The organism is Acidovorax sp., from assembly GCF_046341535.1.
In the GTDB taxonomy this organism is placed as follows: Bacteria; Pseudomonadota; Gammaproteobacteria; order Burkholderiales; family Burkholderiaceae_C; genus Acidovorax.
In genome coordinates this window covers 1-26,013 of sequence record NZ_JBKDRI010000035.1, presented here as the reverse complement: position 1 = coordinate 26,013, position 26,013 = coordinate 1, and the positions used below count along the sequence as shown (strand labels likewise).

Annotated in this window: 22 protein-coding genes and 1 pseudogene; 13 read left to right on the top strand and 10 right to left on the bottom strand. The window is 63.4% G+C overall.

Annotated features, from left to right (window positions below; all coding sequences use genetic code 11):
* Positions 1 to 288: 288 nt before the first annotated feature.
* Both ACK543_RS02370 and ACK543_RS02365 read left to right on the top strand, forming a co-directional pair.
* A pseudogene (locus tag ACK543_RS02370) lies at positions 289 to 603 on the top strand (solute carrier family 23 protein); the annotation flags it as partial.
* 228 nt (positions 604 to 831) lie between these two features.
* Complete coding sequence (locus tag ACK543_RS02365; RefSeq protein WP_409941267.1) at positions 832 to 3,144, top strand: NADP-dependent malic enzyme; 2,313 nt, start codon at positions 832 to 834, stop codon at positions 3,142 to 3,144.
* Positions 3,145 to 3,193: 49 nt separating this feature from the next.
* On the opposite strand, the gene ACK543_RS02360 is transcribed toward ACK543_RS02365, so the two are convergent.
* Positions 3,194 to 4,012 (bottom strand): HDOD domain-containing protein, encoded by an 819-nt coding sequence (locus ACK543_RS02360; RefSeq protein WP_409941266.1) that lies wholly within the window; start codon positions 4,010 to 4,012, stop codon positions 3,194 to 3,196.
* Between the two features lie 294 nt (positions 4,013 to 4,306).
* Here ACK543_RS02360 and ACK543_RS02355 point away from each other — a divergent pair, with 294 nt between their 5' ends.
* The 4 genes from ACK543_RS02355 to ACK543_RS02340 all read left to right on the top strand — a co-directional run bounded on the left by ACK543_RS02355 (position 4,307) and on the right by ACK543_RS02340 (position 8,069).
* A complete protein-coding gene (locus ACK543_RS02355) occupies positions 4,307 to 5,338 on the top strand; it encodes an ABC transporter substrate-binding protein (RefSeq protein ID WP_409941265.1) in 1,032 nt (343 codons plus the stop codon).
* An 81-nt stretch (positions 5,339 to 5,419) separates the two neighbouring features.
* Positions 5,420 to 6,244, top strand: coding sequence for an ABC transporter ATP-binding protein (locus tag ACK543_RS02350; RefSeq protein WP_409941264.1), 825 nt, complete (start codon positions 5,420 to 5,422; stop codon positions 6,242 to 6,244).
* A 26-nt stretch (positions 6,245 to 6,270) separates the two neighbouring features.
* Complete coding sequence (locus ACK543_RS02345) at positions 6,271 to 7,038, top strand: ABC transporter permease (protein ID WP_409941263.1); 768 nt, start codon at positions 6,271 to 6,273, stop codon at positions 7,036 to 7,038.
* 197 nt (positions 7,039 to 7,235) lie between these two features.
* Positions 7,236 to 8,069 (top strand): urease accessory protein UreD, encoded by an 834-nt coding sequence (locus tag ACK543_RS02340; protein WP_409941262.1) that lies wholly within the window; start codon positions 7,236 to 7,238, stop codon positions 8,067 to 8,069.
* Between the two features lie 69 nt (positions 8,070 to 8,138).
* On the opposite strand, the gene ACK543_RS02335 is transcribed toward ACK543_RS02340, so the two are convergent.
* The 6 genes from ACK543_RS02335 to urtA all read right to left on the bottom strand — a co-directional run bounded on the left by ACK543_RS02335 (position 8,139) and on the right by urtA (position 15,255).
* The gene (locus ACK543_RS02335; protein WP_409941261.1) at positions 8,139 to 9,227 is read right to left on the bottom strand and encodes an adenylate/guanylate cyclase domain-containing protein; all 1,089 of its coding nucleotides are present in this window, start codon (positions 9,225 to 9,227) and stop codon (positions 8,139 to 8,141) included.
* Between the two features lie 251 nt (positions 9,228 to 9,478).
* Positions 9,479 to 10,171 carry an urea ABC transporter ATP-binding subunit UrtE gene (gene urtE / locus ACK543_RS02330; protein ID WP_409941260.1) on the bottom strand — a complete coding sequence of 231 codons (693 nt, stop codon included), beginning with the start codon at positions 10,169 to 10,171 and terminating at the stop codon, positions 9,479 to 9,481.
* A gap of 74 nt (positions 10,172 to 10,245) precedes the next feature.
* Positions 10,246 to 11,121 carry an urea ABC transporter ATP-binding protein UrtD gene (urtD, locus tag ACK543_RS02325; protein ID WP_409941259.1) on the bottom strand — a complete coding sequence of 292 codons (876 nt, stop codon included), beginning with the start codon at positions 11,119 to 11,121 and terminating at the stop codon, positions 10,246 to 10,248.
* Positions 11,118 to 12,245, bottom strand: a complete 1,128-nt coding sequence (gene urtC / locus ACK543_RS02320) for an urea ABC transporter permease subunit UrtC (protein WP_409941258.1) — start codon at positions 12,243 to 12,245, stop codon at positions 11,118 to 11,120. The genes urtD and urtC overlap by 4 nt, the downstream gene beginning before the upstream one ends.
* Before the next feature lie 20 nt (positions 12,246 to 12,265).
* Positions 12,266 to 13,846 carry an urea ABC transporter permease subunit UrtB gene (gene urtB / locus ACK543_RS02315; RefSeq protein WP_409941257.1) on the bottom strand — a complete coding sequence of 527 codons (1,581 nt, stop codon included), beginning with the start codon at positions 13,844 to 13,846 and terminating at the stop codon, positions 12,266 to 12,268.
* A 146-nt stretch (positions 13,847 to 13,992) separates the two neighbouring features.
* Positions 13,993 to 15,255 (bottom strand): urea ABC transporter substrate-binding protein, encoded by a 1,263-nt coding sequence (urtA, locus tag ACK543_RS02310; RefSeq protein ID WP_409941256.1) that lies wholly within the window; start codon positions 15,253 to 15,255, stop codon positions 13,993 to 13,995.
* A 242-nt stretch (positions 15,256 to 15,497) separates the two neighbouring features.
* Here urtA and ACK543_RS02305 point away from each other — a divergent pair, with 242 nt between their 5' ends.
* From ACK543_RS02305 to ACK543_RS02290, 4 genes are all read left to right on the top strand, one after another.
* Positions 15,498 to 15,971, top strand: coding sequence for a MerR family transcriptional regulator (locus ACK543_RS02305; RefSeq protein WP_409941255.1), 474 nt, complete (start codon positions 15,498 to 15,500; stop codon positions 15,969 to 15,971).
* A 10-nt stretch (positions 15,972 to 15,981) separates the two neighbouring features.
* The gene (locus ACK543_RS02300; protein ID WP_409941254.1) at positions 15,982 to 18,252 is read left to right on the top strand and encodes a molybdopterin cofactor-binding domain-containing protein; all 2,271 of its coding nucleotides are present in this window, start codon (positions 15,982 to 15,984) and stop codon (positions 18,250 to 18,252) included.
* A 24-nt stretch (positions 18,253 to 18,276) separates the two neighbouring features.
* Complete coding sequence (locus ACK543_RS02295) at positions 18,277 to 18,738, top strand: (2Fe-2S)-binding protein (protein ID WP_409941253.1); 462 nt, start codon at positions 18,277 to 18,279, stop codon at positions 18,736 to 18,738.
* A 115-nt stretch (positions 18,739 to 18,853) separates the two neighbouring features.
* The gene (locus tag ACK543_RS02290; protein WP_409941252.1) at positions 18,854 to 19,540 is read left to right on the top strand and encodes a DUF3334 family protein; all 687 of its coding nucleotides are present in this window, start codon (positions 18,854 to 18,856) and stop codon (positions 19,538 to 19,540) included.
* 221 nt (positions 19,541 to 19,761) lie between these two features.
* Here the strand turns inward: ACK543_RS02290 and ACK543_RS02285 are convergent, their stop codons facing one another.
* From ACK543_RS02285 to ACK543_RS02275, 3 genes are all read right to left on the bottom strand, one after another.
* Positions 19,762 to 20,067 carry a cation-transporting P-type ATPase gene (locus ACK543_RS02285; protein WP_409941251.1) on the bottom strand — a complete coding sequence of 102 codons (306 nt, stop codon included), beginning with the start codon at positions 20,065 to 20,067 and terminating at the stop codon, positions 19,762 to 19,764.
* A gap of 248 nt (positions 20,068 to 20,315) precedes the next feature.
* Positions 20,316 to 21,386 carry a response regulator gene (locus ACK543_RS02280; RefSeq protein WP_409941250.1) on the bottom strand — a complete coding sequence of 357 codons (1,071 nt, stop codon included), beginning with the start codon at positions 21,384 to 21,386 and terminating at the stop codon, positions 20,316 to 20,318.
* Positions 21,386 to 25,045 carry an ATP-binding protein gene (locus ACK543_RS02275; protein ID WP_409941249.1) on the bottom strand — a complete coding sequence of 1,220 codons (3,660 nt, stop codon included), beginning with the start codon at positions 25,043 to 25,045 and terminating at the stop codon, positions 21,386 to 21,388. The genes ACK543_RS02280 and ACK543_RS02275 overlap by 1 nt, the downstream gene beginning before the upstream one ends.
* Positions 25,046 to 25,330: 285 nt before the next feature.
* On the opposite strand from ACK543_RS02275, the gene ACK543_RS02270 reads away from it, so the two are divergent.
* From ACK543_RS02270 to ACK543_RS02260, 3 genes are all read left to right on the top strand, one after another.
* Positions 25,331 to 25,633, top strand: a complete 303-nt coding sequence (locus tag ACK543_RS02270) for an urease subunit gamma (RefSeq protein WP_409941248.1) — start codon at positions 25,331 to 25,333, stop codon at positions 25,631 to 25,633.
* Between the two features lie 26 nt (positions 25,634 to 25,659).
* Entirely contained in the window at positions 25,660 to 25,848 is a 189-nt protein-coding gene (locus ACK543_RS02265; protein ID WP_409941247.1) for a hypothetical protein, read from the top strand.
* 17 nt (positions 25,849 to 25,865) lie between these two features.
* On the top strand, positions 25,866 to 26,013 hold a 148-nt coding region (locus ACK543_RS02260; protein ID WP_409941268.1), incomplete at its 3' end, for an urease subunit beta.

Sequence of the window (26,013 nt, the reverse complement as noted above, 5' to 3'; positions counted from 1 at the left end):
GCTATGCACTTGCCAGCACCGCTTTTGGAGCGCCATGCGGTGTTGCTCCTCCTTGCAGGCACGAGCCTGCCGCGTCGTCGCGCCTTGCCTGGCACCCCAACAGCAGCGCTGGCAAATGCATCCAACTGCCGTTTTTAGGCTTACACCTTCTTCATTTCCGGATGGTATGGAGAGAACATATGGAAACGCCAGCGAAGACGACAACAATGCAGCAGCCCGAAAAGCCCTTGCGGCAACCATCGCCCGAAGTAATCAAGATCGCAGCGGGGCTTCTACTGAGACTGCACCACCGTGGTGCTGGGTGGCGCCGGGCAGGTGATGTTCGGCATGGTGGCAGCCACCGGCATCCGGATCCTGGGCGGGGTGGACTTCAAGAACAACCGGTTCAACGCGATGATCGTGGCCGTCTCGATCGGGGTGGGGATGGTGCCGCTGATCGCGCCCAACTTCCGCAGTGGATGCCCTATGCCATTCATCCACTGATCGAATCCGGCATCCTGCTGGCCTCGATCACGGCAGTGGCACTGAACGTATTCTTCAACGGAGCCAGCCGCGACACCGCCGACGCTGTGAATGCCGCACGACAGTGCCGACGCCCATTAGGGCCTGCTGACACTGTGATTGCCAGATGCAAAACACGGTCACCAGGCCCTCACGCCCCGCCTGACCGCTGCCAGCCAACCCGCCTGCGGCTGCAGGCGCGCCAAACCCTCTTGCAGGCCCTACTTCAGGAGGGTTTTGGCGTCATGCGACATACGCATCATCCAGCATGCCGGTCGGCTCTGCCATGGGGTACCCTTGTTTTTTTGCCGACGACTCTAGGATTTCCGAATGACGAAGACACTTTCTTCCGCCGAAGAAGCACTGCGCGATGCTGCGCGCGAATACCACCGCAGCCCCACCCGGGGCAAAATTTCCGTTACGCCCACCAAGCCGCTGTCCAACCAGCGCGACCTGTCGCTGGCCTATTCACCCGGCGTGGCCTACCCATGCCTCGATATCCAGGCTGATCCGCTCAAGGCGTTTGACTACACCTCGCGCGGCAACCTGGTCGGCGTGATCACCAATGGCACCGCCGTGCTGGGCCTGGGCGATATCGGACCGCTGGCCGGCAAGCCGGTGATGGAAGGCAAGGGCTGCCTGTTCAAAAAATTCGCCGGCGTGGACGTGTTCGACATCGAGCTGGCCGAGCGCGACCCGGACAAGCTGGTGGAGATCATTGCGGCGCTGGAGCCTACGCTGGGCGGTATCAACCTGGAGGACATCAAGGCGCCCGAGTGCTTCTACATCGAAAAGCAGCTCTCCGACCGCCTGAACATCCCGGTCTTCCACGATGACCAGCACGGCACGGCCATCATCAGCAGCGCAGCACTGCTCAACGGCCTGGAGCTGGTGGGCAAGGACATTGGCAGCGTGAAGCTGGCAGTATCCGGCGCGGGCGCTGCGGCCATTGCCTGCCTGGACGTGATGGTGGGCCTGGGCGTCAAGCGCGAGAACATCTTTGTGGTGGACTCCAAAGGCGTCATCCACGAAGGCCGCGCCGGCGGGCTGGATGCCTCCAAGCAGCGCTATGCCCAAAAGACCGAAGCCCGCACACTGGCCGATGTGGTCAATGGCGCCGATGTGTTCCTGGGCTGCTCTGCCCCGGGGGTGCTCACCGCAGACATGGTCAAGACCATGGGCCCCAGGCCCATCATCCTGGCGCTGGCCAACCCCGAGCCGGAAATCCGTCCCGAGCTGGCCAAGGCCATCCGCCCGGACTGCATCATTGCCACGGGCCGCTCGGACTACCCGAACCAGGTCAATAACGTCCTGTGCTTCCCGTACATTTTCCGCGGCGCGCTCGACTGCGGCGCCACCAAGATCACCGAAGCCATGAAGCTGGCCTGCGTGCGCCAGATTGCCGATCTGGCCAAAGCCGACATCAGCGAAGAAGTGGCCAACGCCTACGCCGGCAAGGAGCTCACCTTCGGCCCCGACTACCTGATCCCCACACCTTTCGATTCACGTCTGATTCTCAAGATCGCGCCCGCTGTGGCGCAGGCCGCGCTGGAGTCGGGCGTGGCCACCCGTCCCATCACGGACATGGAGGCCTACAAAGAATCGCTGTCGCGCTTTGTGTACCAGACCGGCATGCTGATGCGGCCGGTGATCAACGCCGCCAAGGCGCTGCCCGAATCGCAAAAGCGTGTGGCCTACGCCGATGGTGAAGACGAGCGCGCGCTGCGCGCCGCGCAAATGGCCATCGATGACAAGATCGCTGTGCCTATCCTGATTGGTCGCCCGGCCGTGATTGCAGCCCGCATCGAAAAGGCCGGCCTGCGCATGCGCCTGGGCCACGACGTGCAAGTGTGCAACCCTGAGGGCGACCCGCGCTTTCGCCAGTACTGGGAGCACTACCACCAGCTGATGAAGCGCGATGGCGCCACGCTGGAGGTGGCCAAGGCTGCCGTGCGTCGCTCCAACACCATCATCGCTTCGCTGATGGTCAAGCTGGGCGACGCCGACGCCATGATCTGCGGCCTGGTGGGCACGTATGAAACGCACCTGGAACGCATCCACAGCATCATCGGCCGCCAGGCAGATGCCCGAGACTATGCGGCGCTGAACGCGCTGATGACCAACCGGGGCACGCTGTTCATCGCCGATACCTATGTGAACGACAACCCCACGGCACAGCAGTTGGCCGACATTGCCTGGATGTCGGTGCAGGAAGTGCAGCGCTTTGGCCTGCCCGCCAAGGTGGCGTTTCTGTCGCACTCGAGCTACGGCTCGTCCAGGAAGCCTTCGGCGCGCAAGATGCGCGAGGCACGCGATCTGTTTGTGGCAGCCCACCCCGAGATTGAATGCGATGGCGAACTGCACGGAGACGCCGCGCTGGAGCCCGGTATCCGCAAGACCTACCTGGCCGAGGCCGACACCACGCTGAGCGATGCGGCCAATCTCCTGATCTGCCCCAATCTGGACGCGGCCAACATCCTCTATAACGTGCTCAAGACGACCACCAGCGGTGGCGTCACGGTGGGGCCCATCCTCATGGGCGCGGCGGCCACCGCCTACATCCTGACTCCGGCGGCCACTGTGCGCCGGGTGTTCAACATGACGGCCCTTGCGGTGGCCAGCGCGGCGGCTCGGCCCCGCTGAATACGTCAGGCGGAGGCGGCCGGCAGGGCATGGGGCCCCGCCGGAGTCATCACTTTACGGGCACGTCCACAAAGCTCTCCACCGGGGGCAGGTGCTCGGCCAGCCAGCCGGAATCAAGCTGCAATGCCTGCTTAAGCTCGGCTGGCAGACTGGCGATGGCGTCTGCCGCAGGCATGGGTTCTTCAAGGCCGATCTCCGCCAGCAGCATGGCCACATGCACGATACCGCCCTGCCGACAAAAAGGCGTGTGGGACAGCGGGTCTTCGGCGGTTTCCAAGGCCCGCACCAGGCTGTCGGGGAAATGCCAGCGCCGTGCCAATTCCGCAGTCACCTGCGCTTCCGAGAAACCCAGCAAGGATCGTTCGCGCTCCCAACGTCCGCCAGCGTGGTGCGGCAGATGCTCGATGGCCTCGATCTGCTCGGGCGCCTTCTGAGCAATGATCAATTCGCCCAGCCGCACCAGAAAACCGGCAAGCCATGACTGCTGAGCATCCGCACCGAGGGTGCGGGCCAGCCACTGCGCGTAGCCTCCTGTGGCCATGCTTTCCTTCCAGAAGGCCTGGGCATCCAAGCCCGGCGCATCTTTAAACACACCGGACATACAAGCCGCCAGCGCCAATGTACGCACCTGATTGAGCCCCACCATGATGATGGCATCGTCCAGCGAGGCCACCTGGCGTGGCAACCCAAAGCGCGCACTGTTGGCCAAACGGATCAGCTTGGCCGTGAGCGCCGGGTCCTTGAAGATAGCGCTGCGCACTTTCTCGAACGGGATCTCATCATCGCGCATGGTGGCGATCAGCTCCCGCGCCACATCGGGCATGGTGGGCAATTGCACGCTCTCGAAAAATTCTGACACCTTGGGCATGACGCGACTCCCTTTCTGATTATGTTGACGGCCGACACGGCATATTTGTACCACCCGGGTTGCCTGCCTGAACGTTTTTTCTGATGTGACGCCGCACTGCAACGGTGCGCGCACCATTTCGGGAAACCCAGCATGGCCTTCGGCACCGATGCGGTGAACAATGCATCGGCTTGGGGTGTACTTCGTCCCAAAGCGGGCACCAATTTTGCTCACCTCCTCCCGGTACGCCAACAGCAGTCGCCCGCTGGAGATCCCAGCCCCCAACCCCGTTCGACGCCTGACAGGAGCCCCACCATGAACAAGAGAGCCTTCATCCGGACCGCCGCCGTGCTTGCCCTTGCCAGCGCCGCCCAGCTGGCCCAGGCACAGCAGCCCACGCCCATCAAGTTCCAGCTGGACTGGCGCTTTGAAGGCCCGGCGGCTCTGTTTCTTCAGCCGGTGGCCAAGGGCTACTTCAAGGCGGCAGGGCTGGATGTGACGGTGGACGCGGGCAACGGCTCGGGGGGCGCGGTGCAGCGCGTGGCCTCGGGCACCTATGACATGGGCTTTGCCGACCTGGCGGCGGTGATGGAGTTCCACGCCAACAACCCCGACGCGCAAAACAAGCCCGTGGCCGTGATGATGGTCTACAACAACACGCCGGCATCGGTGATGGCGCTCAAAAAGAGCGGCATCGCCAAGCCCGCCGACCTGGCTGGCAAAAAGCTGGGGGCCCCGGTTTTCGACGCAGGCCGACGCGCCTTCCCCATCTTCCAGAAAGCCAACGGCATTGGCAACGTGACCTGGACCGCCATGGACCCACCACTGCGCGAGACCATGTTGGTGCGCGGCGACGTGGATGCCATCACCGGCTTTACCTTCACGTCGCTGCTGAACCTGGAAGCGCGGGGCGCCAAGGCTTCTGACGTGGTGGTCATGCCTTACGCAGATTTCGGCGTCAAGCTGTATGGCAACGTGATCATTGCCAGCCCCAAGCTGATCAAGGAGAACCCCGCCGCGATCAAGGCATTCCTGTCGGCCTTTGCCAAGGGCGCCAAGGAAGTCATTGCCAACCCGGCTGCAGCCATCGAACACGTGAAAGCGCGTGATGGCATCGTCAACGTCCCGCTGGAAACGCGCCGCCTGCAGCTGGCCATCGACACGGTGATCAACAGCCCCGACGCCCGCGCCGAGGGCTTTGGCCGCCTGGTGCCCGGGCGCCTGTCGCTGATGGCCTCGCAGGTCTCGGACGCATTCAACACCAAGACCCGCGTGAACCCCGATGACGTCTGGAACCCGGGCTTCCTGCCCAGCGCGGCGGAGCTGAATGTGCTTCCCAAGAAGTAAGCCAGCTCACTTGCTACAACATGAATAGCTTCCTGCGCTTACGTATCAAGCGCTGGAGGCTTTTTTTACATCCATATATCCATGCAGGCTGCCGACTCCTATTTCGTGGACTTCCGTGATGTCTGGCTCGCCTACAACGAGGAGCTGCGCGCGCAGAAGCACTTTGCGGTCGAGGCGATCGACCTGCAGGTCAAGCGCGGCGAATTCATCGCCATCGTTGGCCCCTCCGGCTGCGGCAAGTCCACCTTCATGAAGCTGGCCACCGGGCTGAAGATGCCGTCGCTGGGCAAGATCCTCATCGACGGGCAGCCGGTGACCGGGCCGCTGAAGATCTCGGGCATGGCCTTCCAGGCGCCCTCCCTGCTGCCCTGGCGCAGCACGGTTGACAACGTGCTGCTGCCGCTGGAAATCGTCGAGCCCTACCGCAGCCACTTCAAGCAAAAGCGCACCGAGTACGAAGAGCGCGCCCGCAAGCTGCTCCAGAAGGTGGGCCTGGCCGGGTACGAAGACAAGTTTCCATGGCAGCTTTCGGGGGGCATGCAACAGCGCGCCAGCATTTGCCGCGCGCTCATCCACGAGCCCAAGATGCTGCTGCTGGACGAGCCGTTTGGCGCTCTCGATGCCTTCACGCGCGAAGAGCTGTGGTGCATTCTGCGCGACCTGTGGACCGAGCAGCAGTTCAACGTGATCCTGGTCACGCATGACCTGCGCGAGTCGGTCTTTCTGGCCGACACCGTGTACGTGATGAGCAAGAGCCCCGGTCGCTTTGTGGTGCGCAAGGAGATCGAACTGCCCCGCCCGCGCGAGCTGGAGATCACCTACACCAAGGAGTTCACCGACGTCGTGCACGAACTGCGGGGACACATCGGCGCCCTGCGCAAGGCGGGCGCTCCCATCCAGCAATAGGCTCCGGCCCACCCACCGTACCCACCATGCACAAGAAAACCCTGGAACGCTGGTCGCCCTGGATCCTGCTGGCCACCATCATCGTGCTGTGGCAGGTCATCTGCTCAGCCTTCAACGTGTCGGAATTCATTTTTCCCAGCCCCTGGGCCATTGGCGCGCAGCTGGTGGAGTTCAGCGGGGTGATTGCCGGGCATGCCTGGCGCACTTTCTGGGTCACCATGGCGGGGTTTGGCATTGCCATTGTGGTCGGGGTGCTGCTGGGCTTTGTGATTGGCAGTTCGCGCCTGGCCTACGCCGCCGTGTATCCGCTGATGACAGCCTTCAACGCGCTGCCGAAAGCGGCCTTCGTGCCCATCCTGGTGGTGTGGTTCGGCATCGGCGTGGGTCCGGCCATCCTCACGGCCTTCCTCATCAGCTTTTTTCCCATCATGGTCAATATCGCCACGGGCCTGGCCACGCTGGAGCCCGAGCTGGAGGATGTCTTGCGCGTGCTGGGCGCCAAACGCTGGGACGTGTTGACCAAGGTGGGCCTGCCCCGCTCCATGCCGTACTTCTACGGCTCGCTCAAGGTGGCCATCACCCTGGCGTTCGTGGGCACCACTGTGAGCGAGATGACGGCCGCTAACGAAGGCATCGGCTACCTGCTGATCAGCGCAGGTTCGTCCATGCAGATGGGCCTGGCCTTTGCGGGCCTGATGGTGGTGGGAGCCATGGCCATGGTGATGTATGAATTGTTCAGCGCACTGGAAAAGCACACAACCGCCTGGGCGCACAGGGGTTCACAAGGCGAGTGAGTGCCGCCCAAAGCCACTCCCGGGGCTGCCTCCTTGAGCGCGGCGGCACGTGCGGTTGCTGGCGTCGCCCGGCGAGCCGATCCCTGAACCGCCCGAAATCGAGCGCGCCGGATTTCGCTCCATAAAGCACTAGAAAACCCTCTTACGCTTATCCATTCTTGCTTAAATGCTATCTTAAAAATAGCATCAAAGCCCATATGTCTTGGCACGCCCGCCTTCAACTGGACTACACCGCAGAAGACGCCCGCACGGTGGCGCGATACAGCCACCATGGCCCGCTGCGCATCCTGCAAAGCCTGTACCCCGAAGGTGATGCGATTTGCCACAACGTGCTGGTGCATCCGCCCGGTGGCCTGGTCGGCGGCGACACGCTGGAGATCAAGGCTACGGTGGGCCCTGGCGCTCATGGTCTGGTGACCACGCCCGGTGCCACCCGCTTTTACCGATCCACGGGTCCCCTGGCCTTGCAGCGCAGCCACCTGAGCCTGGCGGCCAACGCCCGTCTGGAGTGGCTGCCCCTGGAAGCGCTGTGCTACGACGCCTGCCACGCAGAGAACCACCTCACGCTGACGCTGGCGCCTGGCGCTGAATGCATCGCCTGGGACGTCTCGGCCCTGGGTCTGCCGCATGCCGGGCAGCCTTTTGAACAGGGCCGCTTCACCCAACACCTGCAAGTGCCCGGCCTGTGGCTGGAGCGCGGCGTGATCGATGCGGCCGACAAACGCCTGCTGGGTAGCCCGCTGGGCCTGGCGGGCCACCATTGCATGGCCAGTATGTGGTTGGCCACAGGCACCCCGCTAGACCGCGCCCGCCGGGACGCTGCGCTGGAGACCGCCCGCGCCGTGATCGACGCACACCACCGGATGAAACCTACCGCGGGCGCTACCAACCCCAACGACCGGATGGTGGTGGTGCGCGCACTGGCACCCCAGGTTGAGCCCGCGATGAAGCTTCTCAAGGCCGTGCGGGTGGCTTGGCGCAAGGAGCTGTGGGGGTTGGAGGGGGAGACGCCTCGGATTTGGGCGACGTAGGGGGCAGCGGGCCAGGTTGCGAATTGACCGCGGGGCTTGCTTGGAGCCCCGCCCCTGCAGACAGCCGACTCAGCGCTTGCCCACCAGCAGTTGCACAAACATCTGAACCTTGGCACTGCACTCAGGGCTGATGGTGGTGAATTCAATGCCAGCCATCCATTCAGCTCCATCTTGCTTGACGTTGACGACGCGGGCATAGACGTCTGAGGCGCGGTAGTCGACCAGGGCCAGCTCAAACTCCAGGCGCACCTCGGCATGAAGCGGCAGTGGCTCGTCGGTCACCAACAGCAGACCGTGGTAGCCCAGGTCCCGCACTGAGCTTGACACCACATTCGGGGTGACGATGCCGTCCTGCACGTGCTGGCATTGGCAGGGGATGCGCACATTCACGCGGTGGCTGCGGCGAAACTCCTGCCTGGGCACCTTCAGCCTGCGCGACGGCACAGCGATCAGTTCGTGCAGGCTCTCGGGTCGCGACCGTCCTTTGATGTAGACCTGCATCGGGGCGCTTGCCGAGGCCATTCCCCAGCAGCGCTGATAGACAGCGTCACTGATGAGTACCTGCCCGCGCAGGCTGAAAGCCTGAATGCCCGTGGCCAGGTCCACATCTTCACCCATCACGGTAAATCCTGACCACAAAGGCAAGCCCAAATGACCCGCCACGATCATTCCCGAGTGCACGCCCACCCCCAGAAACATCGGCAGCAGGTGCTCATCCAGATGCAGCTGGTTCAGATCGCGCATGACCACCTGCATCTCAATGGCGCACAGCAAGGCGCGCTCTACATCGTCCTCGCGCGCAGCTGGAATGCCAAACAGCACCATGAGCGAGTCATGCATGAAATGATCGATCGTCCCACCATGCCGAAGCGCCACTTCACCCAGCCGCACCAGGCAGCGGTTGATGACGGATACGGCTTTCGAGTGCGGCTGTGATGCGAGCAGATCGGGCAAACCGCGCAAGCCTGCCACCAGCAGCGTCATCTCCCGCGGCCCCGCAGCATCGACAAGGTTGCGTGTTTCCTCGGCATCCTGGCCTGCGCCCTGCAGCAACGAGAGCATTTCGGCCTGGGCTGCGCCATCCAGCCGGGAGCCGGTCGCGCGCGCAATCAGGCTCTGGAGCGCTTCGATAGTGTCTGAGCTGGGAAAGGTAGACATGAAACCTGCAAACAAAAAGCCGCCGGACCACGATGGCATGGGCATAAGCCATTCTCCCACCGCACTGTCATAAGCATTTGGACTGGCGCGCTCGGGTGAATGCAGTCACGAGACCTCCAGCCTTTGAGCCTGATGGAATACGCTGCTGTGGCGGTGATGTTACCAGCGCGTGGCATGCCGCGCTGTGTCAGATATCCAGATGCCCGAGACCGTGGCGGCCAGCAAGATCTGCCGACCATGGGCAGGCTGCGTCAAATCGCCACCAGGCTGCGAATGCGCTTGGCCTCCATGTCACTGCCTGGCCCGCGGGCGATGACTTCGCCGCGCTCCATCACCAGGTATTCGTCGGCCAGCTCCTGTGCAAAGTCGTAGTACTGCTCGCACAACAGGATCGCCATCTCGCCGGTATCGGCCAGCATGCGAATGACGCGGGCAATATCATTGATGATGCTCGGCTGGATGCCCTCGGTGGGTTCATCGAGGATCAGCAGCCGCGGCCCGGGTGCCAGCGCGCGGGCGATGGCAAGCTGCTGCTGCTGCCCACCCGAGAGGTCCCCGCCCCGGCGCTTGAGCATCTGCTTGAGCACGGGAAAAAGTTCGTACAGATGGGGGGGTACCGGCGTGGATCCATTCCGGTAGGCCAGCCCCATGCGCAGGTTTTCCTCCACCGTCAGGCGGCCAAATATTTCACGACCCTGCGGAACAAAGCCAATGCCAGCCCGGGCGCGGTCGTACGGTGCGGCCTTGTCGATGCTTTTGCCATCAAAAATGATGCTGCCGCTCTTGATGGGTACCAGGCCCATGAGGCATTTGAGCAACGTGGTCTTGCCCACGCCATTGCGCCCCAGCAGCACGGTGACCTTGCCGGGCTGGGCCGTCAAGCTCACGTCGCGCAGGATGTGGGAGCCGCCGTAGTACTGGTTGACGTTTTGCACAGAGAGCATAAGACTTGGGACTTTTCAGGGCACTTACGCCTGATACAAAAGGATCTATTGCTATTATTTAAATAGCACTCACATCATCGGCCGAGGTACACCTCAATCACGCGCTCGTCGGCCTGCACCTGGTCAAGCGTGCCTTCAGCCAGCACCGATCCATCGCACAGCACAGTGACTTTTTCGGAGATGCTGCGGATGAAACCCATGTCGTGCTCCACCACCATCAGGGAGTGCTTGCCCTTGAGACTCAGGAACAGCTCGGCCGTGCGCGCCGTTTCCTCGTCCGTCATGCCCGCCACGGGCTCATCGAGCAGTAGCAGCTTGGGGTCCTGCATGAGCAGCATGCCGATCTCCAGCCACTGCTTTTGTCCGTGGCTCAGGTTGCCCGACTGGCGCGAGACGCTGTCGGCCAGGTCAATGGTGTGCAGTACCTCGACCAGGCGGTCAGACTGCGCCGAATCGAGCTTGAAGAACATGCTGGACGCCACACCCTTGTGCGTCTTGAGCGCCAGCTCCAGGTTTTCCCACACGCTCAGCTGCTCGAACACCGTGGGTTTCTGGAACTTGCGCCCAATACCCAGGCTTGCAATTTCAGGCTCGGTGTGACGAAGCAGGTCAATCGTCGATCCAAAAAACACCGTGCCCTTGTCGGGCCGGGTCTTGCCAGTGATGATGTCCATCAGCGTTGTCTTGCCCGCGCCATTGGGTCCGATGATGCAGCGCAGCTCGCCCGGGGCGATGTCGAGGCTCATGCCGTTGATGGCCTTGAAGCCGTCAAAGCTCACATGCACGTCTTCGAGGTACAGAATCCGGCCATGGGTCACATCCACCTCGCCCGGCGTGGCGATGCGCGAAAAGCCTGCGGCCCGCCCTCCTGACTCGGTTTGTCCCACGGCAGCGGGGGTCAGCCTGGACTGGATGCGCCTCGCGCCGTCTTCCAACAGATCGGGCGTCATTGCGCAGCCCTCTGTCTGGTTGTCAGCTTCTTGACGAGCCCGACCACCCCCTGGGGCAGAAAAAGCGTCACAGCGATGAACAGCGCACCCAGAAAATACAGCCAGAACTCTGGCGCCGTTACCGTGAGCCAGCTTTTGGCACCATTGACGATGAACGCTCCAACCACCGGCCCGATCAGGGTGGCACGGCCGCCCACTGCGGCCCACACCGCGATTTCGATCGAGTTGGCAGCACTCATCTCGCCCGGATTGATGATGCCCACCTGCGGCACATACAGCGCCCCCGCCACACCGCACATCATGGCGCTGATGGTCCAGATGGTGAGCTTGTAGGGCAGCGGCGAGTAGCCCGAGAACATCACGCGCATCTCGGCATCACGCACAGCCTGCAGCACGCGGCCAAATTTGCTGCGCACCAGCCAGCGCGCCAGCAGGAAGAACCCCAGCAGAGCCAGACCCGTCAGCACAAACAGCACCATGCGCATGTTTTGCGTGGCCAGCGGCATGCCCAGGATGCGTTTGAAATCGGTAAAGCCGTTGTTGCCACCAAAGCCGGTTTCATTGCGAAAGAACAGCAGCATGGCCGCGTACGTCAGGGCCTGCGTGATGATGGAGAAATACACCCCCTTGATGCGCGAGCGAAAAGCAAAGTAGCCAAACACAAAGGCGATGACGCCCGGCACCGCCACGATCAGGATCAACGTCGCCGCGAAGCTGTCAGACAGCGCCCAGTGCCAGGGCAGCTCCTTCCAGTCCAGAAACACCATGAAGTCGGGCAGGTCGCTTTTGTAGTTGCCGTCGCGGCCAATCTGGCGCATGAGGTACATGCCCATGACGTAGCCGCCGAGCGCGAAGAACAGGCCATGCCCCAGGCTCAGGATACCGGTGTAGCCCCAGATGAGGTCCATGGCCAGCGCGCAAATGGCGTAGCACATGATCTTGCCCAGCAGCGCCACGGCATAGTCGCTGAAATGGAACATGCTGCCTGCGGGCACCCACAGGTTGAGCATGGGCGCCACGGCGCACACCACGATGAGCGCAACGACGAAAGCCGACCAGCCACCGCGCGTGAGCAGCGGCTCCGGTGCGGGCAGTTGAACGTGGGGAGAGGTTGGCGTAGTCATGTCTGTCGTCCTGGGTGGCGTCAGTCGGCCGCACGCCCTTTGACCGCGAAGATGCCCTGGGGCCGCTTTTGAATGAAGACGATGATCAGCACCAGCACGGCAATTTTGGCCAGCACCGCGCCCGCCCAGCCTTCCAGAAACTTGTTCAGAATGCCGAGCCCCAAGGCGGCATACACGGCACCGGCCAGCTGGCCCACACCGCCCAGCACCACCACCATGAAGGCATCGACGATGTAGCTCTGTCCCAGGTCGGGCCCTACATTGCCAACCTGGCTCAGCGCGCAACCGGCCAAGCCAGCAATGCCCGAACCCAGCGCGAAGGCCACCGTATCAATGCGCGCCGTGTTCACACCCATGCACGATGCAATGGGGCGGTTTTGCGTCACGCCGCGCACAAAGAGGCCCAGGCGCGTGCGGCCGATGAGATACGCCATACCCAGCAGCACGGCAATCGCAAAGCCGATGATGACCAGGCGGTTGTAGGGCAGCGTGAGGTTGGAGAGCACCTGCACGCCGCCGCTCATCCACGCAGGGTTTTCCACACCTACGTTTTGCGCGCCAAAGATCGAACGCACCAGTTGCATCAGCACCAGGCTGATGCCCCAGGTGGCCAACAGGGTCTCGAGAGGGCGGCCATACAAAAAACGCAACACCCCGCGCTCGAGCACCGCGCCTACCAGGGCCGACGCAATGAACGCCAGGGGCACCGCCGCCACGAGGTACCAGTCGAACGCTCCGGGAAAGAACTTCTGGAACGCCCCCTGTACGACATAAGTGGCATAGGCGCCGACCATCATCAACTCGCCGTGAGCCATGTTGATCACGCCCATCAAACCATAGGTGATAGCCAGCCCCAGCGCCACCAGCAGCAGGATAGAGCCAAGACTGATGCCCGAAAACACCACGCCAAGGCGTTCGCCCCAGGCCAGTTGGCTGTCGATGGCGCGCAGGGCAGCCTGCAGCGCTGACTTGACCCTGGCGTCCTCTTCCACCGATGCGCGCTCGTTGAGCAACAGGCGCGTGTCGGGCGTGGCGCTGGCCGATAGCGCCTGTGCTGCGGCGATGCGCTGAGCGGCGTCTTCGCTGCCCAGCAGCGTCGCAGCGCGGGCCAACTGCAGCTGAACCTTGATTTTCTCGCTGCTTTCCTGCGCCAGCGCCTTTTCCAGCAAAGGCAGGCGAGCCGCATCCGGCTCCTTGGTCAGTGCTTTGGCGGCAGCCAGCCGCTGGGCTTCGTCTTTGCCAAACAAGGCCAGCCCCGCCAGGGCCGTGTCGATCTCGCCGCGCATGCGGTTGTTGTTGATGATGTCTTCGGCATCCGCGGGCACGGGCACCTCGTCGCCCGTCACAGGGTCCTGGCCCTTGTCGTCACGCACAATCAGCGCTTTACCACCGGCGATCTTTACCGCGTCATCGGCCAGCGCCTGCAAAAACGCTGCGGTGCGCTCGCCGGACTCCGCCACGGCCTGCTGCACGGCAGCGACCCGGTCATCAGTCTCGCCAGCAGCCATGGCCATGGCCTGCTCGGCGGTCAACGCATGCGCATGCACTGTGGCGCACAGCAAGAGGCAGGCGAGCAGGCGAGAAAAAAAGGAGGGATTCATGACGGAGGCTATTGGAAGTCGCAGTGGCCCGCAGCACGAGCGCGGTGCGAAGGCGAGAGCCACCGTGCAAGGGCCGCCCCGCCGCACTGGCGGCGTCCCCCCTCCCACGCGCAGCGTGCGAGAGGGGGTGAAGGCGCGTCAGGGTGTCACTTCTTCTCTGGCTCGTCCTTCTTCTTGTCGTTGCCTTCGATGTAGGGGCTCCACGGCTTGGCCTTGACCGGGCCGGGGGTCTTCCACACCACGTTGAATTGGCCGTCGGCCTTGATCTCGCCGATGAACACGCTCTTGTGCAGGTGATGATTCTTCTCGTCCATCTTGCTCACGATGCCCGAGGGCGCCTTAAAGGTCTGGCCCGACATGGCGGCGATCACCTTGTCCACATCGGTGCTCTTGGCCTTCTCTACCGCCTGCTTCCACATATTGATGCCGATGTAGGTGGCCTCCATCGGGTCGTTGGTCAGCGGCTTGTCCTTATGACCTGCAATGCCCTTGGCTTTGGCGTAGTCGCTCCACTTCTTGATGAACGCGGAGTTCTCTGGGTTCTTGATGGACTGGAAGTAGTTCCAGGCGGCCAGGTGGCCCACCAGTGGCTTGGTGTCCACGCCGCGCAGCTCTTCCTCGCCTACAGAGAACGCCACCACGGGCACGTCCTTGGCCTTCAGACCCGCATTACCCAGTTCCTTGTAGAAGGGAACGTTGGAGTCACCATTGATGGTGGAAACCACCGCCGTCTTGCCGCCCTGGCTGAACTTCTTGATGTCGGCCACGATGGTCTGGTAGTCGGAGTGGCCAAACGGCGTGTACTTCTCGTCGATATCCGAATCCTTCACGCCTTTGCTCTTGAGGTAGGCGCGCAGGATCTTGTTGGTGGTGCGGGGGTACACGTAGTCGGTACCCAGCAGCACCCAGCGCTTGGCGCCGCCGCCATCCTTGCTCATCAGGTAGTCCACCGCCGGGATGGCCTGCTGGTTGGGCGCAGCGCCGGTGTAGAACACGTTCTTGGAGAGCTCTTCGCCCTCGTACTGCACGGGGTAGAACAGCAGACCGTTAAGTTCTTCGACCACAGGCAGCACCGACTTGCGGCTGACCGAGGTCCAGCAGCCGAAGATGACGGCGACCTTGTCCTGCGTGAGCAGCTGTTTGGTCTTTTCAGCGAACAGGGGCCAGTTGGACGCTGGGTCCACCACCACGGGTTCGAGCTTCTTGCCCAACACGCCGCCCTTGGCGTTGATCTCGTCGATGGCCATGAGCACGGTGTCTTTGAGCACCGTCTCGGAGATGGCCATGGTGCCCGACAGGCTGTGCAGGATGCCGACCTTGATCGTGTCTTGGGCCTGGGCGGGCAGTGCCGAAAGACCGGCCAGGGCTGCGACGGCCGCGAGGGCCTTGAGGGAATAACGACGTTGCATGAGCGCTTCTCCAATGAGGGTGATGGAAACCGGATCGATTCGGGGTAATCACGAATTGATGCCTCCAATTCTGGAGAGCCACCGCGCGCACGGAAATACGCCAGGTGGCGTACTGCGCCGCGCTCCGAGCGGCTGCCGCCTGGTTCAAAACAGCCCTCAAGCGCTTGCTGTGGGCTGGATGCCACAGTCACTTGGCGTGACCGGTTGACCCGGCATCTTGGTGCCGGATTTACCATTCGCTGATGGCTGCCTCTTCATCGCCCGCCGAGCGCGGACTCTCTACCGCCGCACTGTGCGCCGCCGCAGGCGTCACGCGCGGCACGCTGCGGCTGTATGAACAAGAAGGCCTGCTCATGGCCCCACCGCGTCGCGCGAACGGTTACCGCTGCTACGCCACCAGCGAGGTCCAGCGGCTCCATGCGATTCGTGCGTTCAAGGAACTGGGCTTCACGCTGCGCGAGATCGCGCTGCTGCTGGAGGAGCGTGAGGCTGCGCGGTTGGGTCCCGAACGCCTGCAAAGCCTGGCTGCAGCGCAGTTGCGGCAGATTGACCAGCGCATTGCGCGGCTGGGTATGGTGCGCCGATACCTTGCAGATGTCGCAGTCGGCGACTTCTCGGCGCTCAACGACCCTGAATGCCGGTTCCTCCATGAATTCCTGTCGCTGCAGGCCGAGCCTGCAAGCGCGCCCCCTGCCGCCAAGGCATCAAACCTCTGAGAGCTGACCCATGGCAAGACGTCGTACGTTTCTACTTGCCGGCGCGGCGGCCGCTGGCGCCCTCGTGATCGGCTGGGGGCTGATGCCGGTGCGCCAGCGCCTGCACACATCGCGTCCATTGCCTGTCGCGCCCGATCAGGTAGCCCTCAATGGGTGGCTCAAGGTGGGCGCTAACAACAGCATCATCGTCATGATGGCGAAGTCGGAAATGGGACAGGGGGCACACACCGGCCTCGCTGCGATTCTTGCCGAGGAACTCGACGCTGACTGGGCACAGGTGCGGCTGGAGATGGCGCCAATCGATGACATCTACAACAACCTTGCCACCGTGGTGGACGGCCTGCCTTTTCACCCCGACAACCGCGGCCCGCTCAAAGCATTGGCAGGCTGGCTCACCGCCAAGACGATGCGCGAAATCGGCGTCATGATGACTGGAGGCTCTTCCAGCATCAAGGACCTGTGGCAGCCGATGCGCGAAGCCGGGGCCCATGCGCGCAGCATGTTGGTGCGCGCTGCGGCTACCCAGTGGAACGTGCCCGCAACAGAATGCTTGGCGGAACGTGGTCTGGTGACACACTCCAGTGGCAGGCGCGCCACCTTCGGAGAATTGGCCGCCATGGCGGCGCAGCAGCCCATGACAGGCGCCGTCACACTCAAAGACCCTGCCAGGTTCACGCTGATCGGCAAACCTCTGCCGCGCCTGGAAGCCGCGAGCAAACTCAACGGCAGTGCCGTGTTCGGCATCGACGCTCACCCCCCTGGCATGTTGCATGCCAGCGTCGTTATGTGCCCCACGCGCGGCGGCACGGCGCGGCAGTGGAACGACACCGCCGCACGCAAGATGCCAGGCGTGCGACATGTTCTGGCGGTGCCTCCGCAACACGGCGGCACCGGTGCGGTGGCCGTCATCGCCGACACCCCTTGGCATGCGAAGCAGGCGGCAGCGGCGTTGGTCGTTGAATGGGATCATGGCGCGGCCTCCGGGTTTTCCAGCTCTGCCGTCATGGGCCAACTGCTCAAAGCGCTCGATCAAGCCAAGGGCTTTGCGTATTACAGCGCTGGCGATGTGGACACGGCGATGCGGGATGCGGCTTCCGCCATCACCGCAGACTACCAGGCGCCCTACCTGGCGCACGCCACCATGGAGCCCATCAACTGCACGGTGCAGTTCAAGGATGGCAGCGCCGATGTATGGGTATCCACCCAAGTGCCGGGCCTCGCGCGCATGGCGGCGGCCAAGGCCCTGGGCATTGACGCCGAGAACGTGACGGTCCACCAGTTGCTGCTGGGCGGAGGCTTTGGCCGCCGGCTTGAAGTGGACTATGTGGCGCAGTCGGCTGCCATTGCCAAGGCCGCGCACGGTCTGCCCGTGCAAGTCCTGTGGTCGCGAGAGCAGGACTTGCAGCACGACTTTTACCGTCCGGCGTGTGCGGCCCGGTTCCGGGCAGGCCTGGATGCCCAGGGGCGAATCCTCGCTTGGCACAATGTATCGGTGGGGCAGGCGATCGTGCCGCAGGTGCTTGCGCGTACGTTCGGTCTGCCGGGGGGTGGGCCCGACAAAACCACCTCCGAGGGTGCGTTTGACCAGCCGTACGAGTGGCCGAACGCGCGCATCGCGCACGAAGCCGTTGACCTGCCATGGCCCGTCGGATTCTGGCGCTCCGTAGGTCATTCGCACCAGGCCTTCTTCAAGGAATGCTTCCTGGACGAAGTAGCCCACGCAGCGCGGCAGGACCCCGTTGCAATGCGCGCATCCCTGCTGCAAAACCACCCGCGCCATTTGCATGTGCTGCAAAAGGCCGCGGCACTGTCGGGCTGGGGTAAGCCACTGGCACCCGGCGCCGACGGCAAGCCGCGCGCGCAAGGCGTGGCGTTACACCAGTCGTTCGGCTCCATCGTGGCGCAGGTGGCCGACGTGTCGGTGGGCCCTGACAAAGCCATCCAGGTGCACCGCGTCGTATGTGTGATTGACTGCGGGGCCGCCATCAATCCGAATCTCATCGCCCAGCAAATGGAAAGTGCCGTGGTGTTTGGCCTGACGGCGGCACTGCACGGCGAAATCACCATCCAGAACGGTCAGGTGCAGCAAAGCAACCTGCACGACTATCCCTTGCTGCGCATGGCCGACTGCCCGCGCATCGAAACGTACATCATGCCCAGCGCCGAGCCCCCTGAAGGCGTGGGCGAGCCAGGCGTGCCACCCGTGGCACCCGCCGTCGCCAATGCGCTGTTTGCGCTCACGGGCCAGCGACTGCGCGCCCTGCCCTTGCGCCTGGCTTGAAACCCTTTTTTTGGAGTTATTGCCATGAGCATCATGCTGCACCTCAACGGCACCCCCACCCCCGTCAACGCCGAGCCGGACACCCCTTTGTTGTGGGTGCTGCGCGGCGAGTTACATCTGAACGGCACCAAATTTGGCTGTGGCATGGCCCTGTGCGGCGCCTGTACTGTGCACCTGAACGGCGAGCCAATACGGGCGTGCATCACACCGCTCTCGGCGGTGGGCGATGGCAAAGTCACCACCATCGAGGGGGTTGCAGGCCCCGAGGCCGTGGCCCTGCGCGAGGCATGGACAACGCTGGACGTTGCGCAATGCGGCTACTGCCAAAGCGGCCAGCTCATGTCGGCCTGCGCGCTGCTCAGAAAGACACCTCGTCCGACCGACGCCGACATCAACGCCGCCATGTCGGGCAATGCCTGCCGCTGTGGCACGTACCCTCGCATCCGCGCAGCCATCCATCAGGCCGCAGCGAAGCGGCGCGACTGACGCACGGCGACAACAGGTCCTCGGGTGCTCAAGGAAGTCACCATGGCGGTGACCGTCACCTTAGCCTAAGGTGTCCGCAGCGTGTATCCTGACGCTGAATTTACACTTGGACACCATGACCAAACTCCAAAAAACTCCCGACTACGGCACCGAAGACCTTTTGATCAGCCTGTGCAATTCCGTCACGCGGGTGCTGGGCGTGGCGACCCACAGCCAGATCCATTTTTCAGGCATGGTGCAGCGCATCAGCAAAACATGCCTCAAACCCGATATCGGCTGCTTCGTCCTTTTCGACGGGGGATTTTCGGGTTTGGTCATCATCAACTTCTCGGCCCAGGCGGCCATGGAGCTGTATGCCAGCTACCTGCTCAACATGGGTATGTCCAAGGAAGACCTCGTGAACTCCTACACGTCCGACGAAGTGAGCAACGTGATGGGCGAGCTGATGAACCAGGTAGTGGGTGACTTCACTGGCAAGGTCCGGCGCGAGCTGCAGACACACATCACCCAAAACCAACCGAAGATGCTTGTGCTCAACAAGCAGGTGCAGCTGTCCGTTGACGCCAACCTGGACAAACCCGAAGCCCGGCGCGTGACGTTCTACACCAGCAACAACAACATTTTCTACCTTGAACTTGCGATCGACCGCACTGAATTCATCAAGCTCTACGACTTTGAAGCCCAGGAAGTTCCAGACCCGGACGCGCTGATCGCCCAATCGCAAGAGGCGCCGATGGTTCCCGCGCCTCCGCCCACAGGGCAGGAGGACACGGACGCGCTGCTCAAATCGCTGGGGATGTAACGCGATTAGCTGTCCGACGTGCCACGGACATCGAGCCACGCTTGAAACCCTAGAACACCTCGACGACGCTGCACGGCCCTCACCCGGAGGGAAATTCCGCTGCGTATGCGCCTGGAACATGCGCCCAGCGAAGAGGCCCTGGTCTCACCGCCAGCCACAGCGCCGCACACCAAGGCGCTTCACTGCCGCCATCGGAACTACGTTCAACGGTTTTCTCAGGTTCACCGCAAACTCACCCAGGAGGGGCGCGGCTTTTCACTCTTAACTTCGTTGGAACCATACTGAGCCAGCGCAGCCGCGGCCTGGACATCGCTGAGGCCAGCGGGTTTGGACCGCAGGCGTACCAGAAAGCTGGCCAGATCCACGCTCGCGGCGCGCTGCAACTCGCGGCTGAGAAGGTCGGAGGACGTCGCGGGGAGGGGCGCTCGACCCAGCCTCAGCGTGTCAAGAATCAGCCGCCTTGAGAAATGCCGCTTGACATGGCGGGTGCGCACAAAGCGATCAAAGAGGTGGTGCAGGAAGCTCATGGCGGTCTTGCTGGCAAATGCCCATGGCGCTGTACTTTACGGCTGCACGCGTGGGCCAGCCAGTGGGAAACGGCGATGCACGGCGCAGTGGATGTGGAGTTGGGGGCACAAACTTCTGCTGTAGTTGAGCGCGACCACCCGCACATTTCAAGCTCTGACTCCGGGCATCAAGCGCAGGGATGAATGCGCTGCCACATCATGACGTCAACGCCTGCTGTGCGCTACCAGGCGCGGACAGGGGCGTCCAATCAGCCCTCGAACTGGGGATGCAATTGCCGGATGCGGTTCATGGCCATGCCTGCTGCGGCGGTGCGTGTTTCCACCCCCAGCTTGGCAAACACGCGCTCGAGATGCTTTTTCACTGTGGCGGGGCTGGCGCCCAGGATGTCGCCAATGTCGCGGTTGATCTTGCCTTTGACGACCCAGTAAAGCACCTCCGCTTCGCGTGCCGTGAGCTTGAACGACAGACTCATGGACTCGATGATCTTCGCGTCGGACACCTCGCGCATCACGATGAGCCAGTCTCCACCGCCATCGCTGTCGCCTGCCTGCTGGTGCAGTCGAAACGTGAGGCGGCGCGCGCCCTGCTCCACCGTCAGGCGCGGAGGGTCCGCCAACGAAGCAGACAGCAACTGCTCTGCGCTATCGGCGAGCACGTGCCGGCGCAACCAGGCCTGCACGCGCTCAGGCGCCCGTGAACCAAAAGCGGTGGGCGTTCCGTCAGGGCCCGTGACGCCGAAATAGCTTTGCAGTAGCTCGCGCGCCAACGGGGTCTGCCATACGATGCGACCGTCCACCGCACGCACCGTGATGCTGGCGTAGCCAAACGCATCCAGCGCATTGCGTGCCTCGCGCGCCTGGCGGGCATCCTGCCGGGCTTTGCGAGCTGCGCCCAGGTGCACTCCCATGCGGGCCATCACCTCGCGGGGCTTGATGGGCTTGGTGACGTAGTCCACCCCTCCAGCCTCCAGCGCCGCCACCAGGTGCTCGGTTTCAGTGAGCCCCGTCATGAAGATGATGGGGATATGCGCGGTGGCAGGAGAAGCTTTGAGGCGGCGCGCCACCTCGAAACCGTCCATGCCGGGCATCATGGCGTCTAGCAGCACGATATCGGGCAAGGCTTGCGCGGCGCGCTGCAGCGCTGCCTCGCCATGCGTGGCCACCAGCACGGTGTAGCCCGATTCATCCAGTGCATCGTGCAACACGGCCAGGTTGTCGGGTACATCGTCCACGATCAGCACCACGTCGCTATCGCTGCGGTCCAGCGCCGCTGCGGGCAGTGTCGCCACCTGAGAAGAAAGAGGTGTGGGGTTGGTCATCACGGACGAGCCTGCTCGAGGATTCGGCCCATGGCATCGAACTGGAACTGCTTGGCCAGCTGCCGCATGGTGCCCACGAAGGCGCTGTGCGCGGGCTGGCTGCGCTCAATATCGTCCAGCGTGTTCAGAATGCCCCGGTAATACCCTAACGCCACCACCTGCGCCAGGGCTGCGAGCGCCATGGCATCAGGGTAAGTCAGGAGCGCGGGCGCAGCAGCGACCGCCTTGGGCGCTGACCCCACGGGCACGTTTGCCGCCTCGTCGTACTGCCACTGCAGACCCAGGCGGCGCTCCAGCCAGTCCAGCAGTTCGCTGTGGCGCACCGGCTTGACGATGAAGTCCTCAGGGACGATGTCCATATCGTTGTCGAGCGTCTTGTCGAACGCATTGGCAGAGACGATGGCGCAGTGGACCTCTGCAAGGTGCATCTGGCGCACACGTCGCAGTGTTTCCCACCCGTCGATGCCCGGCATGGCAAGGTCCATGAAGATGGCGTGCGGGCGGTACCCCGTGGCCAGCAGGTCCAGCGCGTCATGGCCGCTGGCGGTTTGGCGCAGCTCGAACCCCAGAGGTTCGAGCAAGTGTCGCAGCAGTTCGCGGTCGGGCTCCTCGTTGTCCACCACCAGGATGCGGCGGCGTTCGCCCTCATAACCGGTTCGCACCCGATGCGGCCGTGCAGCCGTTGCGAGCGTCGGCGGCAGCTTGGCCGGAACATCGGCATGCACTTCGGGCAGGAACAGCTTGACCTGGAACACCGAGCCTGCGCCGGGGGCGCTGGTGACCGTGAGCTCGCCGCCCATCAGTGCGGTGAGCATCCGGGCAATGGTGAGCCCCAGCCCGGCACCCGGCGCTCCGGTACTGCTTTGGCCACCCACTCCCCCGCGTGTGAAGGGCTCAAAGATGCGCTCTATCTCGTCGGCCGAGAGCCCGGGGCCGGTATCTTGCACATCGATGCGGGCCATTTCGCGAGCGTAGCGAACGCGCAGCGTGACGGTGCCCTGTGCCGTGAACTTGATGGCATTGCCCAGCAGGTTGATGAGGATCTGCCGAAGGCGCTTGTCGTCAGCGCGAACCACTTCGGGAATGACCCCCTGCACATCGAATTCGAAGGCCAGCCCCTTGGCGGCAGCCTGCAGTTCAAACAACCCGGCCATTTCATGCAGGCCATCGGCGAAGCGCATGGGCGCCACATCGAGCGTGAGCTTGCCCGACTCGATGCGAGCAATGTCGAGCGTGCCCTCGATGAGCGAGAGCAGGTGCTCGCCGCCGCGCTTGATCACGTGCACGGCCTGCTTGCGGTACGGCGGGACGCTCGCATCTTCACCCATGAGCTGCGCATAGCCCAGGATCGAGTTGAGCGGTGTACGAATCTCGTGGCTGATGGCGCTGATGTAGCGGCTCTTGGCCTGGTTGGCCTGGTCGGCAGCGCGTTTGGCTTCCTCGGCCACCTGGCGCGCCTGCTCGGCCACGCTGCGCGCAGTTTGCAGGGCCTCGTCGGTCTGCCGGTGCAGGTCGATCTCGCGCATCAGCAGGCCGGTCTGGCGATTCGATTCCTCCTGCGCTACCTGGCGGCTCTTGTGCGCCAACACCAGCCACCACGCAACAATGCCCGATATGACCAGCAGCGCCAGATAGGCCTTGAGCAGACCCGAGCGCAGCGCTGCCTCAGAAGCGGCCAGCATCTTGGCGTCGGTCATGACAGGGGCCATGGAGTTGAGCTCCTGGTGGTACAGCAGGCCCATCACCGCCGCCAGCAGGGGGGCGATCACCAGCATCAGCAGCAAAAAATGCCCCAGACCGGTATCCAGATACCGCCACACGGCGCGCGGCAGCACCCAGCGCAGCGCCGCAGACCATTGGACGGCCAAATTGGCGTGGGGCTTGCACAGGTCGCCGCAGCGTGCGTCCAGCGTGCAGCACAGCGAGCAGATGGCGCCCCGGTAGGCAGGGCACTGGGCCATGTCGGGCGCCTCGTATTCGCGCTCGCAGATCACGCAGCGCTGCACGGAGTAGCGTACGTAGCTGCCCGAGTCCGCACCTTGTCGCCCGCTGATCGGCCCGTGCATGGGCACTGCCACCACATCAGCCGCCAAATCGGTCAATGCGGCAGGCTCGGGCTGACGCGCAATGTAGTAGCGTCCCCCGGTGGCCCAGGCAATGAGCGGTGCGGAGACAAAGGCCACCGCCATCGCAATCACGGCCGAGAACGCCTGCGGCAGCGGGCCAAACAACCCCAGGTGCGCGCTGATGGACAGCACAGACGCCAGCGCCATCGCCCCCACACCCACCGGATTGATGTCATACAGGTGGGCACGCTTGAACTCGATGCCCTTGGGCGACAGGCCCAAAGGCTTGTTGACGACCAGGTCGGCCACCACCGCCATGATCCAGGCGATGGCGATGTTGGAGTACAGCCCCAGCACCTCGCCCATGGCTCGAAACACGTTCATCTCCATCAGCAGGAAGGCGATCATGGTGTTAAAGACCACCCACACCACACGCCCAGGATGGCTGTGCGTGAGGCGCGAGAAGAAGTTCGACCACGCCAGCGAACCCGCATAGGCATTGGTCACGTTGATCTTCATCTGCGAAATCACCACAAACAGCGCCGTCGCCGCCACAGCCCAGCCATAGTCTGCAAACACATAGCCGTAGGCCACCAGATACATCTGATTGGGGTCCACTGCACGGTCGGCTGGCACCATCTGTGTCAGTGCCAGCCAGGCCAACAGCGCCCCGCCCAGCATCTTGAGCACGCCCAGGACCACCCAGCCCGGTCCGCCCACCAGAACGCCCAGCCACCAGCGTCCGCGCCTGCCTGGCGCAGAGGCCGGCATAAAGCGCAGGTAGTCGGCCTGCTCTCCCATCTGCGTGATGAGCGCAATGCCCACCGTGAGCGCCGAACCAAACAGGAGCAGATCGAACGCCGAGCCGCGGCCCGACTCCCCACCGTAGTGCACCACCCCGGCAAACGCACCAGGATCGTGCATCAACACATAGGCAAAGGGCACGACCAGCATCACCAGCCACAGCGGCTGGGTCCACATCTGCAACCGGCTGATGACCGATACGCCGTGCGTCACCAGCGGTATCACCACCATGGCGCAGATCAGGTAACCCCAGGTCGGCGGTATGTCGAGGGCCAGCTCCAGGGCGTAGGCCATCACGGCCGCTTCGAGGGCAAAAAAGATGAAGGTGAACGACGCGTAGATCAGCGAAGTGAGCGTGGAGCCTATGTAGCCAAAGCCCGCGCCACGCGTGAGCAGATCCATGTCCACCCCATAGCGCGCCGCATAGATGCTGATGGGCAGGCCCGCGATGAAAATGATGAGCCCTGTGGCCACGATGGCCCACAACGCGTTGATGAAGCCATACTGCACGAGCAGCGTGGCACCCACGGCCTCAAGAATCAGGAACGATGCCGCACCAAATGCCGTGTTGGCCACCCGCCACTCGGACCACTTGCGAAACCGCTGCGGTGCAAAGCGCAGCGCGTAGTCCTCTATGGTTTCGGTGGCTACCCAGCTGTTGTAGTCGCGCCGGACCTTCACCACCTGCTGGGGCGGCTGGGCAGCGGGGTCGGGCTCCTGCCCTGGGCGCGGCTCGGTGGTCGATGGGGCTGAAGCAGGTGGCGACAAAGCGGTGGGGGCGAACGTCATGGGAAGGCAGTCATCGTTCCGTGCAGGTTCCATGCCATAGTCGAGGCGCCATGCGGCATGTGGCGTATGGCCGGGCATGGGGCTTGCTGTGTACGATGCAGACGTTTGGTTGGAATGCACAGAGGACGCTATTGCCGCGGCCCGTATCCCACGGTCTTGCGGCCTCTTCTGGCGGCCCCGCCCACTCAGGCCACGCAAACGATTGGAACGCAATGGAATGGACCCTTGACGCCCGACTGCAACGGCAATCCGGCAAACCATGGATCCCGGCACGGACGACATGACATGGAACTCACTCCTCGCGAACGAGACAAGCTCCTGATCTTCACTGCGGCCCTGCTGGCCGAGCGGCGCAAGGCCAGGGGTCTGAAACTCAACTACCCCGAAGCAGTCGCCCTGATCAGCGCCGCCGTCATGGAGGGAGCGCGTGACGGCAAGACCGTGGCGCAGCTGATGAGCGAGGGGCGCACGGTACTCACCCGCGCCGATGTGATGGATGGCATCGCCGACATGATTCCAGACATCCAGGTCGAAGCCACTTTCCCTGATGGCACCAAGCTGGTCACCGTGCACCAGCCCATCGTCTGACACGCACCCACGACAGGAATGCACGCATGCTGCAAATCACATCCCACCCCATCCCCTCCCTGACAGCCGGCACGCTTGTGTACCTGTACGCTGGCGTCGCACTTGCCCACGAAGGACACAGCCAGCACGCAAGCCACTGGCATGCGACTGACCTCTGGGGCTTCGTGGTTGTCGGAGCACTGCTGGCCGTGGCTGCCTGGCGCGGCCGCAAGTGAGGACGGCGGGAGCTTGCATGATTCCAGGCGAACTGCTCATCGACAACGGCGAACACTTGCTCAACACCGGGCGGCGCACCGTGACGCTGGTGGTGTGCAACACCGGCGACCGGCCGATCCAGGTCGGCTCGCACTACCACTTTGCCGAAACCAACCATGCCCTGC

Excerpts from the sequence above, each read along its gene's own strand:
- ACK543_RS02365 (WP_409941267.1), top strand. The coding sequence starts at position 832 with ATGACGAAGACACTTTCTTCCGCCGAAGAAGCACTGCGCGATGCTGCG.
- ACK543_RS02360 (WP_409941266.1), bottom strand. The coding sequence starts at position 4,012 with ATGCCCAAGGTGTCAGAATTTTTCGAGAGCGTGCAATTGCCCACCATG.
- ACK543_RS02355 (WP_409941265.1), top strand. The coding sequence starts at position 4,307 with ATGAACAAGAGAGCCTTCATCCGGACCGCCGCCGTGCTTGCCCTTGCC.
- ACK543_RS02350 (WP_409941264.1), top strand. The coding sequence starts at position 5,420 with ATGCAGGCTGCCGACTCCTATTTCGTGGACTTCCGTGATGTCTGGCTC.
- ACK543_RS02345 (WP_409941263.1), top strand. The coding sequence starts at position 6,271 with ATGCACAAGAAAACCCTGGAACGCTGGTCGCCCTGGATCCTGCTGGCC.
- ACK543_RS02340 (WP_409941262.1), top strand. The coding sequence starts at position 7,236 with ATGTCTTGGCACGCCCGCCTTCAACTGGACTACACCGCAGAAGACGCC.
- ACK543_RS02335 (WP_409941261.1), bottom strand. The coding sequence starts at position 9,227 with ATGTCTACCTTTCCCAGCTCAGACACTATCGAAGCGCTCCAGAGCCTG.
- urtE (WP_409941260.1), bottom strand. The coding sequence starts at position 10,171 with ATGCTCTCTGTGCAAAACGTCAACCAGTACTACGGCGGCTCCCACATC.
- urtD (WP_409941259.1), bottom strand. The coding sequence starts at position 11,121 with ATGACGCCCGATCTGTTGGAAGACGGCGCGAGGCGCATCCAGTCCAGG.
- urtC (WP_409941258.1), bottom strand. The coding sequence starts at position 12,245 with ATGACTACGCCAACCTCTCCCCACGTTCAACTGCCCGCACCGGAGCCG.
- urtB (WP_409941257.1), bottom strand. The coding sequence starts at position 13,846 with ATGAATCCCTCCTTTTTTTCTCGCCTGCTCGCCTGCCTCTTGCTGTGC.
- urtA (WP_409941256.1), bottom strand. The coding sequence starts at position 15,255 with ATGCAACGTCGTTATTCCCTCAAGGCCCTCGCGGCCGTCGCAGCCCTG.
- ACK543_RS02305 (WP_409941255.1), top strand. The coding sequence starts at position 15,498 with ATGGCTGCCTCTTCATCGCCCGCCGAGCGCGGACTCTCTACCGCCGCA.
- ACK543_RS02300 (WP_409941254.1), top strand. The coding sequence starts at position 15,982 with ATGGCAAGACGTCGTACGTTTCTACTTGCCGGCGCGGCGGCCGCTGGC.
- ACK543_RS02295 (WP_409941253.1), top strand. The coding sequence starts at position 18,277 with ATGAGCATCATGCTGCACCTCAACGGCACCCCCACCCCCGTCAACGCC.
- ACK543_RS02290 (WP_409941252.1), top strand. The coding sequence starts at position 18,854 with ATGACCAAACTCCAAAAAACTCCCGACTACGGCACCGAAGACCTTTTG.
- ACK543_RS02285 (WP_409941251.1), bottom strand. The coding sequence starts at position 20,067 with ATGAGCTTCCTGCACCACCTCTTTGATCGCTTTGTGCGCACCCGCCAT.
- ACK543_RS02280 (WP_409941250.1), bottom strand. The coding sequence starts at position 21,386 with ATGACCAACCCCACACCTCTTTCTTCTCAGGTGGCGACACTGCCCGCA.
- ACK543_RS02275 (WP_409941249.1), bottom strand. The coding sequence starts at position 25,045 with ATGACGTTCGCCCCCACCGCTTTGTCGCCACCTGCTTCAGCCCCATCG.
- ACK543_RS02270 (WP_409941248.1), top strand. The coding sequence starts at position 25,331 with ATGGAACTCACTCCTCGCGAACGAGACAAGCTCCTGATCTTCACTGCG.
- ACK543_RS02265 (WP_409941247.1), top strand. The coding sequence starts at position 25,660 with ATGCTGCAAATCACATCCCACCCCATCCCCTCCCTGACAGCCGGCACG.